Below are 13,516 nucleotides of genomic sequence, written 5' to 3' on the forward strand. Positions count from 1 at the left end.
TCGCCGGACCCCGGTCAGCGGGGTCGGCTCCGGTGGTCCTCGCTCTTTTCCCGCAGGAGCTCCACCATACGCCGGGTCGTGTCCGCGTCACGCGCGGCGGTGAACGGCAGCGCGTTGCCGCCCGCGAGGCGGAAGGGCACGCCCTCGACGGTGCTGCCGGCGCCCCCCGCCTCGGCCACCATCAGCAGCCCCGGGGCGTGGTCCCAGGCGGCCTCCCAGGTGTAGGCGACGGCGTCCAGCCGGCCGCGGGCGATGGCGAGGTACTCCAGCCCCGCCGAGCCGGTGGACCGCACCTGCAGTCCAGCGGTGTGCAGTCCGCGCAGCGAGCGCTCCTGCCACTCGTCCGTGTAGTCCGGATGCGAGACGGCGACGCGCAGCGGGGCCCCCGCTCGGGGGGAACCGGCGTACAGCGGCTCCCCGTTGAGCAGCGCCCCGCCGCCGCGCCGCACCGTGGCGGTCAGGCCGAGGGCCGGCGCCTGAATCCATCCCGCGAGGGTCTCACCGTGGTGGGCGAGCGCGACCATGGTGCAGAAGCCCTCCCCGCCCGCGACGAACTGGCGCGTGCCGTCGACGGGGTCGATGATCCACACCGGATCCGGGCCGGAGAGCGCCCTGTAGGAGGCCGGGTCGGCGTGCACGCCCTCCTCCCCGACCACCGCGGAGCCGGGCAGCAACCGGCGCAGTGCGTCGCCCAGTTGCCGCTCCGCCTCCCGGTCGGCGACCGTGACCAGATCGTGGCTGCCGGTCTTGGTGGTGATCTCGTGCTCGGCGAGTTTCCGCCAGCGCGGCACGACCTGCGCGTCCACGGCCTCGCGGACCGCCCGTTCCACCGCTGTCGTCAGCTCGTCGTCGATCACCCCACCATGGAAGCACGCGTCCGCCGGTGCGGAGGCGAACTAGGCTGGCCGCATGGCCGAACGTGACAGAACGCCACGGGACGGGGAGCCCGCGGGCGGCACACCGCTGGTGGCGATCCTCAGCGGCGCCGGGATCTCCACCGACTCCGGCATCCCCGACTACCGCGGGCCGCAGGGGGTGTGGCGCACCGATCCGGAGGCCGAGAAGCTGGTCACCTACGACTCCTACATGGGGGACTCCGACATCCGGCGCCGCTCATGGCGGATGCGTGGCGAGAGCCCGGTGTGGGAGGCCGTCCCCAACGCGGCGCACGAGGCGGTGGCCGGGCTGGAGCGCTCCGGCACCCCGGTGCGGGTCATCACCCAGAACGTCGACGGACTCCACCAGGCCGCGGGCGTTCCGGACCGCAAGGTGCTGGAGCTGCACGGGAACGCCCGTACGGTGCTGTGCACGGCGTGCGGAGCCCGCTCGGCCATGGCGCGGGCGCTGGAGCGGGTCGCGGCGGGCGACCCGGACCCGTTGTGTGAGGTGTGCGGGGGCGTGCTCAAGTCCGCGACGGTGATGTTCGGCCAGCAGCTCGACGGGGAGGTGCTGGCCGAGGCGGTGGCGGTGGCCCGGGCCTGCGACGTCTTCCTCGCCGTGGGCACCAGTCTCCAGGTGCAGCCCGCCGCGTCCCTGGCCGGTCTGGCCGCCGAGCACGGGGCCCGGCTCGTCATCGTGAACGCCGAGCCCACGCCCTACGACCCGCTCGCGGACGAGGTGGTGCGGGAGCCGATCGGCACCGCTCTGCCCCGGCTGCTCTCCGCGCTGCAACGCTGAGGCGGACCCGCCGCGCCCCTGCGCGCTGGGGGCCGGGGCGCGGTCGGGGCTCAGGCCGCGCGCAGCAGCCTGGACGCGGTCACCGCTCCCGGCGCGGCGGCGCACAGCGCGTCGGTCAGAGCGCGGCCCGCCTCCCGCAGCGCGGTGTCGTCCATCGCGCCGAGGGCGTCGAGGAGGAAGACGGCGCGGGTGGTCCCGGTCGTCAGCCGGGTGCGGACGCACTGCCGCCAGTTCCAGCGCCGGCAGGTGACACCCTCGTCGTCGCGCCAGATCACTTCCCCGGCCCGCGGGTACTCCGTCACCGGCTCGCCGCCCGACATCAGCTCGAAGGGCTCGGTGCCCTCGGCGCGGGTGAGCCGGAGGGGCCCCGCGTAGCGGTCCAGGTCCTCGCCGCCGAGCGGGACGACGTGCGCCACGGAGACCGCGTTGTAGATGTCCGTGAGCCGGTCGATGCGGGGCAGGCCCTCGGGGGCGCGCCGCAGCAGCGCGTCGACGCTGGGCCGGGTGCGCTTGGGCTTGGCACCGAAGGCCCGGAACGCCTCCCGCCACGCCTCCGTGTGCGGGTGCAGATCAGGATCGCAGGCCGTCGCCTCGGCTTTGGCGAGGAGTTCCTCGCTGACGGCGTCGCTCGGCCCGGGGACCAGCCCCTCCGCGACGATCAGCAGGGCGCGGTAGTCGGGGCGCAGGGCGCCGACCGACGGGTCGATCCGGGCGGCCGCCAGCCAGTCCTCGGTCATGCTCATCTCTGCGTCGCTCCTCGTTCTCGCCGTTCTCGCCGTTCCCGGCGTTCCCGGCGTTCCCGCCGTGCCCGGCGCCTTGGCCGCCCGGGGCCGGGATGCGCGAGCGGCACGACTGGTTCAGTCTACCGTACTACGCAGTGCATCATACGTGACTCGCAAGGTGGCGTCCGAAGAGCGCCAGCATCGCGGAGGACACCGCACCAGGATCGAGTCATGTCAACCGGAGCAACACTCGACGGACGGGAAGAATCCATGCACAGCAGCGTCTCGGACAAGCCCCTCGACGGCAGGGCCGCCCTCGTCACCGGCGGCAGCCGCGGCATCGGAGCGGCCGTGGCCCTGCGCCTGGCGGCAGACGGCGCGGACGTGGCGCTGACCTACGAGGCGAACGCCGAGCGGGCCCGCGACGTGGCCACGCGGATCGAGGAACTCGGCGGCCGGGCCTGGGCGGTGCGCGCCTCGCTGGACGACGCGGACTCGGTACGGGCGGCCGCGGACGGGGCGGTTGAGACGTTCGGACGGCTGGACATCCTCGTGAACAACGCGGGGACCGGCAGCCAGGGAGAGCTCGGTTCGGTGCCGGTCGGGGAGGTGGACCGGGTGCTGGCGGCCAACGTCCGGGGCGCCTACCTCGTGGCACAGGCGGCAGCCTCCCGGATGGCCGACGGCGGCCGGATCGTCAACGTCGGGAGCTGCGTCTCGGCGCACGTGCCCTTCCCCGGGATGGCGCTCTACGCCATGAGCAAGGCGGCCGTCACCGGGCTCACCAAGGGCCTGGCCCGCGAGCTGGCACCGCGCGGCATCACCGTCAACCAGGTGTCGCCGGGCCCGGTCGACACCGACTTGAACCCCGCGGACGGCGAGAGCGCCGCGGCGCAGGCCGCCCTCACCCTGCTGGGCCGGTACGGAACGCCGGAGGAGATCGCCGACTCGGTGGCCCACCTCGTCGGCGACGGCGCCCGCTACGTCACCGGCGCTGTGCTCGCGGTGGACGGCGGTTTCGCCGCCTGAAGCGGCGGGGGCCGTCCGCGCGGACGGCCCCCGCCGAGTGGCCGCTCCCTTCGGCACATGGTGCGCTGGTCCCGCGGCCTGCTGCGGGCCGCGCGACCGCGGGGCGACCGGAGGAGCCTTCATGCGGAAGACCAGCAGGACAGCCGTGTACGCCGGGACCGCCGTGCTGTGCGCCGCCGCGCTCGGCGGCTGCTCGGACGACGGCGGCGGGGACGGCGGCTCCTCGCCCTCCCCCTCGGCCTCGAAGAAGGCGGGGACTGTCCAGGTGCGCTCCACCGACCTGGGCAGAATCCTGGCCGACGGCTCCGGCCGCACCCTCTACCTGTTCGAGGCCGACAAGTCGCGCAAGTCGACCTGCGAGGGGAGCTGCGCAGCGGCGTGGCCCCCGGTCGTGGTCGAGGGGAAGGACGAGCCGGGCGCGGGGGACGGTGCCGAGAAGGGACTGCTGGGCACCACCGAGCGGAAGGACGGCAGTCGGCAGGTCACCTACGACGGCCATCCGCTCTACCGCTACCAGGGGGATGACAAGCCCGGGGACACCGCCGGGCAGGGGCTCGACCAGTTCGGCGCCGAGTGGTTCGTGCTCGACCCGTCCGGCAGGAAGATCACCGACGGCAAGAAGAAGAAGCCCTCCGAGAAGCCGCGGAAGAGCGACGGCGGGTACTGACGCGAGCGGGTGCCCCGCACGTCCGACGGCAGGCGCACGCGCGGACGGCAGGAGAGGAGCGGCCATGACCACGCAGAGACCCACGCCTCCACCGGCACCCCACGGAGGGGCGTACCGCATCGTCCAGGGCGGCGCCCGGGTGCTGTCGGCGGGCGGGCTGGTGGTGAACGCCTACATCCACGCCGCCCTCGCCGACCAGTACGACGCGGTGGGCGCGACCATCAGCCAGGGCGACCTCTTCCGCGTCGAGGCCGGGCTGGCGTCGCTCGCCGCGCTGCTGGTCCTGGTGTGGTGGCGGATCCCCTCCGACGCGTTCGCCTGGCTGGTCTCCGCCGGCGGGTTGGCGCTGCTGCTCGTCTACCTCTACATCGATGTGGGGAAGCTGGGGCCGTTCCCGAACATGTACGACCCGGTCTGGTTCGACGACAGGAGACTCGCCGCCGTGGCCCAGGGCATCACGCTCGTGATGTCCACGTTCCTGCTGGTCAGTCACACGCGCCACGCGCGACGACTGGTCACCGACGTAGGCTGAGCGGCCGGGCGCGGACGGTCGGCGGTGGCGGCCGGAGGGCCACGTGGAAGCGGCCCGCGCCGAGGAGTCCGCCCCCGGCCAGGTACGGCAGCGAGGGACGGACCGCCAGGGCGCCCTGAGGGATGCCGCGCCCCCGTCCGCAGGGCGGCCCTGCCGCAGGAGGCCCGCTACAGCACCTCGGAGACCCGGTAGGCGACCCCACCCTCGACGAAGCGCCCCGAGCCGATGCCGACGGTGCCGTTGAGCCAGGCGTAACGCTCGGCCCCGGTCTCGAAGAGCGGGTTGGTCCGGAAGTAGTAGCCGGCCGGGTCGACACGGTGCCGTCCGGCGGGGTCGCCCAGCGCGTCGCGTACGGCGGGCGGCGTGACCAGGCGGCCCCCGTAGGACATGTGCAGCAGCGCCCCGTCGTGGGTGCGCAGGGTCAGCCGGACGTCCAGGGTCATCGTTCCGTCCGGGCCGAACAGCGCCCAGTCGCCGCCCCCGGGCAGCACCTCGCCGTACAACCGGGGGCCGCGGAAGGCGCCTCCGGCGGCCCCGAAGAGGACCCGACGGCCGTACGGGCCCCGTCCGACGGACAGCGCGGGGTCCAGATCGACGACCAGATCGAAGAGGTGCGCGGTGCGGAACCCGTCCGCGTACCGGGCACCCTCCGCGGACTGCGCGTGCGGGCCGGTGGCCGGAACGGGGGCGGCGGGGTCCGGGCTCCGGTTCATGCCACGCTCCGCTCGGCCTCGCCGACTCCGGGCGCTCCGGGGCCTTCGGGGGCTCCGGGGAAGAGCGTGCGCCGGACGGCATCCGTGGAGACCCCGCACCCGGCGCAGAGCACCGACAGGTCGAAGAAGAACCGCTCGCTCGCGATGAGATCGTCCCGGAAGGTGAACCGGATGAACACCGGCAGCACGGCGCGGTTGCCGTCGGGACGCACCCCGAACCGGTCTCCGGTCATCGTCAGCCGCGCGGTCCCCCAGCAGACGAGCGATTCCCCGTCGCTCGCCGAGCCCTCCAGCGTGACGTCGTAGTCGGGGAACGAGGCGAAGAACCTCCGCAGCGCCTTCTCGTTCGCGGCCGGGCCCCGGGCGGTGGTTCCGAACGCCGGGACTTCCAGCAGGATGTCGGGGTGGAAGAGCCGCACCGCCGCGGACACGTCCTGCCTGCTCTTGGCGACGGCCAAGGCCTGCGCCAGCTCCACCATGCGCCGCTTGTGCACGGGTGCCTCCTTCGGATCGAACTAAAAGTACGATCGTTCGCACTCTTTGGCAACCGTGTCGTCACGCCGGATCGCGGCGCGTCCCGCCGCCAAGCGGCGCGGTGCACTCGGTCTCAGCGGAAGTCGGCGGCGTGGTCCGCGACCCAGCGGCGGAAGTCCCGAGGCGGGCGGCCCAACAGTGCGGCGGCTCCGGGGGCGACCGTCTCGGGCCGGGTCTCCATCGCCTCGTGCGCGTCGAGGATGCCGTCCGCGTAGGACTCCGGCAGCCCCGCCGCGACGAGATCGGCACGGGCCTCCTCACGGGTGATCTTCTCGACCGGTACGGAGCGGCCGAGCACCTCGCCGATGAGGGCGATCTGTTCGGCCTGGGTGAGCAGTTCGGGCCCCGTCAGCTCGGGTGCCGCCCCGACCAGGTCGTCGGTCAGCAGCGCGCGGACCGCGGCGGCGGCGATGTCGGCCTCGTGCACCAGCGTGCGGGCCGCTTGCGGCGAGGCGGTGCGCACGGGTGCCCCGGCGCGGATCTGCGGGGCCCACATCAGGGTGTTGCCCGCGAAACCGCCGGGCCGCAGCAGCGTCCACTCCGCCCCGGAGGCGCGCACGAGACGCTCCAGCGCCGCATGGGTGCCGAGGATGTCCTCGGCGGGCTCGACCGTGTCGTCCTGCGGAACACCGCGGGTGGAGAGGTAGACGATCCGGCGGGTGTGCGCGGCCAGGGCGCCGACCACCTCGGCCGCACCGCGCGGACCGGCCAACGGCCACATGAGGAAGACGCCGGCCACCTCCTCTCCCGCGAGGGCACGGGGCAGGCCCGCGGGGCCGGCCAGATCGCCGCGCACGGCTTCGACGCCGTCCGGGAGGCGGGCGGCGGCCGGGTCGCGGACGAGGGCGCGCACCCCGGCCCCTCGGGCCGCGAGCTGCGCCGCCACCTGTCCGCCGACCTTGCCTGTCGCTCCGATGACCAGATACACGCGCTTCTCCTTCGTGGCTGCGGACGGATGCCCCGGCCGCGGACGGATGTCCGGATGCACCCCGGTCCAGTGGAACCGGGATGCCGGAAGGGCTCCAGCCTGCAAGCTGAAGTGAGGTTCAAGTCAATGCGAGGCGGCGTCACCCGGGCCGCGCGACGGCCCGGAGCCCACTCCGATGGGCGCTCCTCCATTGCCGGGCGCGGCCGGTACGGCGAGGCTGGACGCATGATCCCGGCGAACACGATCGGCGTAGGCGGCACGACGGTGGTCTACGGGACCGGTCCTGAGACTCCCGAGCCCGGACCGCCGGTGCTGGACCTGTACCTGGATCTGCGCTGCCCGTACTGCGCCCGCACGGAGAACACGCTGGGCGGCACGCTGCAGCAACTCGCCGACGACGGCGAAGTGGTGCTGCACCACCACTTCGGCACGTTCCTCGACGACCAGCTCGGCGGACGGGGCTCGCACCACGCGCTGGCAGCCGCGGGGGCCGCGGCCGATGTGGGCCAGGCCCAGTTCCTGGGGTATCTGCGCACCCTCTTCCGCAACCAGCCGCACGAGAGCCACGACGGATTCGCCGAGGACCGGACGCTGCTCGGCCTGGCCAACGACGTACCCGGGCTGCGCCGCCACACGTTCGACGACGCGGTGCTGGAGGGCGCGTACCGCGTGTGGGCCAGGCGGGTCAGCCGCGTCTTCGACGAGAGCGGCGTCGCGGCCACCCCGACCGTGCTCTTCCGCGGGGAGCCCGTCGCCGTGCTCGACGACCGGGGGCAGGCCGTGCCTCCGGAACGGTTCCTGGCACAGATCCACCACACCGCCGAGTGACGGCGCGCGGCCGGACCGCCGGGCAGGAAGCCGCCGGGACCGCCGGGAAGAACGAGGAGGGATGGCCGTGGACGAGCAGTTCGAGATCTCCGACAACACCGCCGAGGGCCGCTTCGAGGCCCGGATCGACGGCGCCCTCGCGGGCGTCGCACAGTACCTCCGCGCTCCCGGCGTGCTCGCGGTGACACACACCGAGGTCGAGCCCGCCTACGAGGGCCGGGGGGTGGGCGGCGCTCTCGCGCACCACGTCCTGGAGTCCGCGCAGGAAGCGGGCGAGAAGGTGGCGCCGGTCTGCCCGTTCGTGGCGAACTACATCCGCAGGCATCCCGACTACCAACCGCTGGTCTACGAGAAGCAGCAGGACAGCGCCGGGCTCCCGGGGACCGGTTCCGCACCTCAGTCGAACTCCGGGACGACCGAGGCGCCGTAGGCGTCGACGGTCGCCTCCTTCGCGTCATGCATGGCGTAGAGAGCGAACTGGTCCACCCCCAGCTCCGCGAGCTCCCGCAGCCGCGCCAGTTGCGCGGAGACGGGGCCCAGCAGACAGAACCGGTCGACGATCCCGTCGGGCACGAACGCGGTGTCGGGGTTGCCGGCCCGCCCGTGGTGCGCGTAGTCGTATCCGTCCCGCTCCTTGATGTAGGAGGTGAGCGCCTCGGGCACGGCGCCGGAGTGCTCGCCGTAGCGGGCGACGAGGTCGGCGACATGGTTGCCGACCATGCCGCCGAACCAGCGGCACTGCTCCCGGGCGTGCGCGAGCGCTTCCGGGGTGTCCTCGCACACGTAGGCGGGCGCGGCCACGCAGACGGTGACCTCCGCCGGATCGCGGCCCGCGCCCGCGGCCGCCTCCCTCACCGCGCGCACCATCCAGGCGGTCAGCAGCGGGTCGGCGAGTTGGAGGATGAATCCGTCCGCCTCCCGTCCCGCCAGGGCCAGCGCTTTGGGCCCGTAGGCGGCCATCCACACCGGGAGCCGGCCGCCCACCACCCACGGCAGCCGCAGCGGGGTGCCGTCCACCACGGTCTCGCGGCCCTCGGCCAGTTCACGGATGGTCCGCATGGCCTCACCCAGCCGAGCCAGGGTGGTGGGCGCGTGTCCGGCGACCCGCATCGCCGAGTCGCCCCGCCCGATGCCGCACACGGTGCGGTTGCCGTACATCTCGTTGAGGGTGGCGAAGGTGGAGGCGGTGACCTCCCAGGAGCGGGTGCCCGGATTGGTGACCATGGGCCCGACGGTGAGCCGGTCCGTCTCCGCCAGAATCCTGCTGTGGATGACGTACGGCTCCTGCCACAGCACCGGCGAGTCGAAGGTCCAGCCGTAGCGGAACCCGTTGCGCTCGGCGCGCCGCATCAGCCCGACGGTCGCGGCGCCGGGGGGATCCGTCTGGAGGACGATGCCGAAATCCATGCAGTTTCCCTCAGTTCGACGTGGTGACGCCGCGGCTGCGGCGGATGGGCGGGTCGGCGCCGTCAGCCGAGGAACTGGCAGGTCCCGCGCGGGACGTACCGGCCGTGCCCGGCCCTGCCCGTGTACGTGCCCCGCTCCAGCACGGTCTCGCCGCGGGAGAGGACCGTCTCGACGCGGCCGGTGAGCCGCTTGCCCTCGTAGGCGGAGTAGTCGACGTTCATGTGATGCGTCGCGGCGGAGAGGGTCTGCTCGGCGTACGGGTCGTAGATGACGACGTCGGCGTCCGCGCCGGGGGCCAGCGTCCCTTTCCTGGGGTGCAGCCCGAACATCCGCGCCGGAGTGGCGCAGGCGAGGTCGATCCAGCGGCGCCGGGTGAGGTGCCCCTCGACCACCGCCTGGTGGAGCAGGTCCATCCGGTGCTCCACCCCGGGCATCCCGTTGGGGATCCTGGAGAAGTCGCCGCGGCCGAGCTCCTTCTGGCCCGTGAAGCAGAACGGGCAGTGGTCGGTGGAGACGACCTGGAGATCGTTCGTCCGCAGCCCCCGCCACAGCGCCGCCTGGTGCTCGCGCGGCCGCAGCGGGGTGCTGCACACGTACTTGGCGCCGCCGAAGTCGGGCTCGGCGAGGTTGTCGGTGCTCAGGTAGAGGTACTGCGGACAGGTCTCGCCGAAGACCGGAAGGTCCTTGCCGCGGGCGATGGCCAGTTGCTCGACGGCTTCCGCGGCGGACACGTGCACGACGTAGAGCGGCGCCCCGGCGACCCGGGCCAACTGGATGGCCCGGTGGGTGGCCTCTGCCTCCAGCAGCGCCTTGCGGACCTCCCCGTGGTGGCGCGGGTCGGTGCGGCCCGCGGCGAGGGCCTGCTCGACCAGGACGTCGATGGCGATGCCGTTCTCGGCGTGCATCATCGTCAGGCCGCCGTTGTCCGCGGTGCGCTGCATGGCGCGGAGGATCTGGCCGTCGTCGCTGTAGAAGACGCCGGGGTAGGCCATGAACATCTTGAAGGAGGTCACACCCTCCTCGACGAGGGTGTCCATCTCCCGGAGCGTGCCGTCGTCGACGTCGGAGAGGATCATGTGGAAGCCGTAGTCGACGGCGCACCGCCCGTCGGCCTTGCCGTGCCAGCGGTCCAGCCCCTCGCGGAGCGCCTGGCCCTTGGTCTGCACGGCGAAGTCGACGATGGTCGTGGTGCCGCCCCAGGCGGCGGCCCGGGTACCGGTCTCGAAGTCGTCGCTGGAGAAGGTTCCGCCGAAGGGGAAGTCCATGTGGGTGTGGGCGTCCACACCGCCCGGGATGACGTACTTGCCGGTGGCGTCCAGGGTCCGGTCGGCGGTGAACGCCGCGGCGGCTGCGCTGTTGCGGGCGGCGAGGGCGGCGACCCGGCCGTCCTGGACGAGGAGGTCGGCCTGCGTCTCCTCGGCGTCGGTGACGACGAGGCCGCCCTTGATCAGGGTCGAGGTCATGCGGTCTGCCCTCCTGCCAGTGCGGACTCGGCGGTGCGCAGCCGCTCCAGCAGCAGTCCGCCGACCCGCCGCGCGTTGCCCTGGAGGTCGTGGTCGAGGAGGTGGGTGAGGTTGGCGTCGGCGGCGGCCGTCGTCACGCGACTGCCGCCGAAGAAGTCGGGACAGCGGCGTCCTTCGGCATCCCACACATGGCGGCCCTCGCCGTGGGTGATCTCCAGCGGCTCGGCGTAGTGGAGGGCCGGCCAGTCGGGCAGCACGGCCCGGTGGCGGGCGAGCAGTGCGCGGTGGGCGCCGGATTCCGCGGCGGCCGGGGCCGCTTCCCCGCGGCTCACGGCTGCACCAGGCCCTGGTAGGCGTCCGGCCGCCGGTCGCGGTAGAAGGCCCACTGTCGGCGCACCTCGTCGATCAGGCCCAGGTCCAGGTCGCGGACCAGCAGCTCCTCCTCCTTGTCGGAGGCGACGTCACCGACGAACCGGCCGCGCGGGTCGACGAAGTAGCTCGTGCCGTAGAAGTCGTTCTCGCCCAGTTCCTCGGTGCCCACGCGGTTGATGGCGGCGATGAAGTACTCGTTGGCCACGGCGGCCGCCGGCTGCTCGAGCTGCCACAGGTAGGCCGACAGTCCGCGGGAGGTGGCCGAGGGGTTGTAGACGAGCTGCGCACCGGCCAGGCCGAGCGCACGCCAGCCCTCGGGGAAGTGCCGGTCGTAGCAGATGTAGACGCCGACCTTGCCGACCGCTGTGTCGAACACCGGCCAACCGAGGTTGCCGGGGCGGAAGTAGTACTTTTCCCAGAATCCCTCGACCTGCGGGATGTGGTGCTTGCGGTAGGTACCCAGCACGGTGCCGTCGGCGTCGATGACGGCGGCGGTGTTGTAGTGGAAGCCGGAGCCGTCGGTCTCGAAGACGGGCGAGACGATCACCATGCCGGTCTCCCGCGCCAGCCGGCACATCCGTCGGGTGGTGGGCCCGTCCGGGACCGGCTCGGCCCAGCGGTAGTGCTCGGGGTCCTGGACCTGGCAGAAGTAGGGCGCGTTGAAGACCTCCTGGAAGCCGATGATCCGCGCGCCCCGGCGAGCGGCCTCCCGGGCATGCTCCTCGTGCTTGGCGATCATCGACTCGGTGTCGCCTGTCCAGGTCGCCTGCACGAGTGCGGCGCGTACGAGGTCGGGCATGAGCAGCTCCTTCACGAGGTGTTCTCTCGGGGCGGCAGCCTGTTCGACACGCGTAGATATACGTGAGATTGAGACCGTAAGCCCCCTCTGCCCGCCCGACAAGAACCCGTACGGGGCGGCGTGCACCCCGCCTCTATACCCGTCCGTAACCTACTGACGGGTTACCCCCGGTAGCCCAACCCGCCTACTCTCCAGTCACTTTCCCCCACCCGGGTCGCCGACGACATCTGGAGCAGTGCATGCGCCCCTCCCCCACCTCCGTGCGTACCGCCTCAGCCCTCCTCGCCGGAACGCTCGCCGCCACCGGTCTGGCCGCCGCCCCCACCGCCGCCGCACAGCCGGCGCGGACCCCGGCAACCGCCTCCCTGCCGGACTTCGTCGACATCGAGGGCGCCGGCGGCATCACCCTCAAGGCGAACGTGCTCCTCCCCGCGGGCGCCTCCGCCGACAGCACCCGGCAGTACCCGCTGATCGTGCTGCCCACCAGTTGGGCCACCCCGCAGATCGAGTACTTCGCCCAGGCCCGCAAGCTCGCCGACTCCGGCTATGTCGTGGTCACCTACAACTCACGCGGCTTCTGGCAGTCCGGCGGCCGGATCGAGACCGGCGGGCCGAAGGACATCGCGGACGCCTCCCGCGTCATCGACTGGGCGCTGGCCCACACCCCGGCCGACGAGGACCGCGTCGGCATGGGCGGAGTCTCCTACGGTGCCGGCATCAGCCTGCTGGCGGCCGGCCACGACCCGCGGATCAAGGCGGTCACCGCACTCAGCGGCTGGGCCGACCTGATCGGCGCCATCTACAGCGGCCGCACCCAGCACCTCCAGGCGGCCGGGCTGCTCGGCGCCTCGGGCGAACTCACCGGCCGCCCCAGCGCCGAACTGCGGGAGATCCTCAAGAACTTCCTCTCCTCCGACCTGGACAAGGAGGACGAGATGATCGCGTGGGGCGAGAAGCGCTCACCCGCGACCTACCTCGACCAGATCAACGACAACGGTGCCGCCATCATGCTCGGCAACGCCTGGAACGACTCGATCTTCCCGCCCAACCAGTACGCCGACTTCTACGAGAAGCTGCGCGGACCCAAGCGGCTGGAGTTCCGCCCCGGCGACCACGCCACGGCCGAGGCGACCGGTCTGCTCGGGCTTCCCAACGACACCTGGTCGCACGCCCGCCGCTGGTTCGACCGCTATCTGAAGGGCGAGCACAACGGCATCGCCACCGAGGCCCCCGTACAGCTCAAGTCCCGCTCCGGCGGCGGCTACGAGGGCTTCGGAAGCTGGCGGGAGGTCTCCACCGGCAGCCGCACCGTCCCGCTGGACAGGACGAAGAAGTTGGCCACGGGCAAGGACTCCGGCGCCAACGGCGGCACGGTCCTGCTCACCGGCGTCCTCGACCAGTTCCTCAAGCTGCCGCCCCTGGTGTACGTACCGCTGCTGCCGCGCTCCCGGGCCGCCGTATGGCAGTCGGAGCGCTACCCGGAGAAGACCGCGGTGCGCGGAACGGCGACCCTGCACACGACGGTGACCAGCACCGAGGCGAACGGCACCGCCTACGCCTACCTCTACGACGTCGGCCCGCTGGGCACCGGCAGGCTGATCACCCATGCCCCCTTCACGTTCCACGACCGCACTCCCGGACAGCCGTTCCCGGTGGATCTGGAGCTGTTCTCCACCGCGTACGACGTCCCACGGGGCCACCGGCTCACCGTCGTCGTCGACACCGTCGACCCGCTGTACGCCGAGTACAACCCGGACGGCGCCCGGCTGGAGTTCACCTCACCCGCGCACGACCCCTCGCGGCTGACGGTGCCGACGGGAGGTGGGCGCTGACCTTCCGGGCCGG

15 protein-coding genes and 1 pseudogene are annotated in these 13,516 nt (G+C 72.9%); 7 read left to right on the forward strand and 9 right to left on the reverse strand.

Going from position 1 to position 13,516, the window contains the following annotated elements; translation table 11 throughout:
* Positions 1-14: 14 nt before the first annotated feature.
* Entirely contained in the window at positions 15-857 is an 843-nt protein-coding gene (locus tag P2424_RS20320; protein WP_276477188.1) for an inositol monophosphatase, read from the reverse strand.
* Positions 858-909: 52 nt separating this feature from the next.
* Between P2424_RS20320 and P2424_RS20325 the strand changes: the two genes are divergently transcribed.
* Complete coding sequence (locus tag P2424_RS20325; protein ID WP_276477189.1) at positions 910-1,677, forward strand: Sir2 family NAD-dependent protein deacetylase; 768 nt, start codon at positions 910-912, stop codon at positions 1,675-1,677.
* A gap of 50 nt (positions 1,678-1,727) precedes the next feature.
* Here the strand turns inward: P2424_RS20325 and P2424_RS20330 are convergent, their stop codons facing one another.
* The gene (locus tag P2424_RS20330) at positions 1,728-2,420 is read right to left on the reverse strand and encodes a phenylalanine--tRNA ligase beta subunit-related protein (RefSeq protein WP_276477190.1); all 693 of its coding nucleotides are present in this window, start codon (positions 2,418-2,420) and stop codon (positions 1,728-1,730) included.
* A gap of 249 nt (positions 2,421-2,669) precedes the next feature.
* Here P2424_RS20330 and P2424_RS20335 point away from each other — a divergent pair, with 249 nt between their 5' ends.
* From P2424_RS20335 to P2424_RS20345, 3 genes are all read left to right on the forward strand, one after another.
* Entirely contained in the window at positions 2,670-3,428 is a 759-nt protein-coding gene (locus P2424_RS20335) for an SDR family oxidoreductase (RefSeq protein WP_276479041.1), read from the forward strand.
* Positions 3,429-3,549: 121 nt separating this feature from the next.
* Positions 3,550-4,095 carry a hypothetical protein gene (locus tag P2424_RS20340; RefSeq protein ID WP_276477191.1) on the forward strand — a complete coding sequence of 182 codons (546 nt, stop codon included), beginning with the start codon at positions 3,550-3,552 and terminating at the stop codon, positions 4,093-4,095.
* Between the two features lie 64 nt (positions 4,096-4,159).
* Complete coding sequence (locus P2424_RS20345; RefSeq protein WP_276477192.1) at positions 4,160-4,627, forward strand: hypothetical protein; 468 nt, start codon at positions 4,160-4,162, stop codon at positions 4,625-4,627.
* Between the two features lie 167 nt (positions 4,628-4,794).
* Here the strand turns inward: P2424_RS20345 and P2424_RS20350 are convergent, their stop codons facing one another.
* From P2424_RS20350 to P2424_RS20360, 3 genes are all read right to left on the reverse strand, one after another.
* The gene (locus tag P2424_RS20350) at positions 4,795-5,340 is read right to left on the reverse strand and encodes a DUF3237 domain-containing protein (RefSeq protein WP_276477193.1); all 546 of its coding nucleotides are present in this window, start codon (positions 5,338-5,340) and stop codon (positions 4,795-4,797) included.
* On the reverse strand, positions 5,337-5,834 hold the full coding sequence (locus P2424_RS20355; RefSeq protein WP_276477194.1) for a nuclear transport factor 2 family protein: 498 nt from the start codon (positions 5,832-5,834) through the stop codon (positions 5,337-5,339). Before P2424_RS20355 ends, P2424_RS20350 begins: the two co-directional genes overlap by 4 nt.
* A gap of 113 nt (positions 5,835-5,947) precedes the next feature.
* Entirely contained in the window at positions 5,948-6,802 is an 855-nt protein-coding gene (locus P2424_RS20360) for an NAD(P)H-binding protein (protein ID WP_276477195.1), read from the reverse strand.
* A gap of 225 nt (positions 6,803-7,027) precedes the next feature.
* Here P2424_RS20360 and P2424_RS20365 point away from each other — a divergent pair, with 225 nt between their 5' ends.
* Positions 7,028-7,630: a thioredoxin domain-containing protein gene (locus P2424_RS20365; RefSeq protein ID WP_276477196.1), complete on the forward strand. Its 603-nt coding sequence runs from the start codon at positions 7,028-7,030 to the stop codon at positions 7,628-7,630.
* 61 nt (positions 7,631-7,691) lie between these two features.
* Positions 7,692-8,060: a GNAT family N-acetyltransferase gene (locus P2424_RS20370; protein WP_276477197.1), complete on the forward strand. Its 369-nt coding sequence runs from the start codon at positions 7,692-7,694 to the stop codon at positions 8,058-8,060.
* Here P2424_RS20370 and P2424_RS20375 read toward each other — a convergent pair.
* The 4 genes and pseudogenes from P2424_RS20375 to P2424_RS20390 all read right to left on the reverse strand — a co-directional run bounded on the left by P2424_RS20375 (position 8,027) and on the right by P2424_RS20390 (position 11,671).
* Positions 8,027-9,037 carry a TIGR03842 family LLM class F420-dependent oxidoreductase gene (locus P2424_RS20375; protein ID WP_276477198.1) on the reverse strand — a complete coding sequence of 337 codons (1,011 nt, stop codon included), beginning with the start codon at positions 9,035-9,037 and terminating at the stop codon, positions 8,027-8,029. The genes P2424_RS20370 and P2424_RS20375 overlap by 34 nt on opposite strands.
* Before the next feature lie 62 nt (positions 9,038-9,099).
* On the reverse strand, positions 9,100-10,500 hold the full coding sequence (gene hydA / locus P2424_RS20380; RefSeq protein WP_276477199.1) for a dihydropyrimidinase: 1,401 nt from the start codon (positions 10,498-10,500) through the stop codon (positions 9,100-9,102).
* 143 nt (positions 10,501-10,643) lie between these two features.
* Positions 10,644-10,832: pseudogene (locus tag P2424_RS20385) on the reverse strand (aspartate aminotransferase family protein); the annotation flags it as partial.
* A complete protein-coding gene (locus P2424_RS20390) occupies positions 10,829-11,671 on the reverse strand; it encodes a nitrilase-related carbon-nitrogen hydrolase (protein ID WP_276477200.1) in 843 nt (280 codons plus the stop codon). The pseudogene P2424_RS20385 and the gene P2424_RS20390, both read right to left, overlap by 4 nt.
* A 239-nt stretch (positions 11,672-11,910) precedes the next feature.
* Here P2424_RS20390 and P2424_RS20395 point away from each other — a divergent pair, with 239 nt between their 5' ends.
* Complete coding sequence (locus P2424_RS20395) at positions 11,911-13,503, forward strand: alpha/beta fold hydrolase (protein ID WP_276477201.1); 1,593 nt, start codon at positions 11,911-11,913, stop codon at positions 13,501-13,503.
* Positions 13,504-13,516: the final 13 nt, after the last annotated feature.

Origin of the sequence: Streptomyces sp. WMMB303 (assembly GCF_029351045.1) — a bacterium.
Taxonomy (GTDB): domain Bacteria; phylum Actinomycetota; class Actinomycetes; order Streptomycetales; family Streptomycetaceae; genus Streptomyces.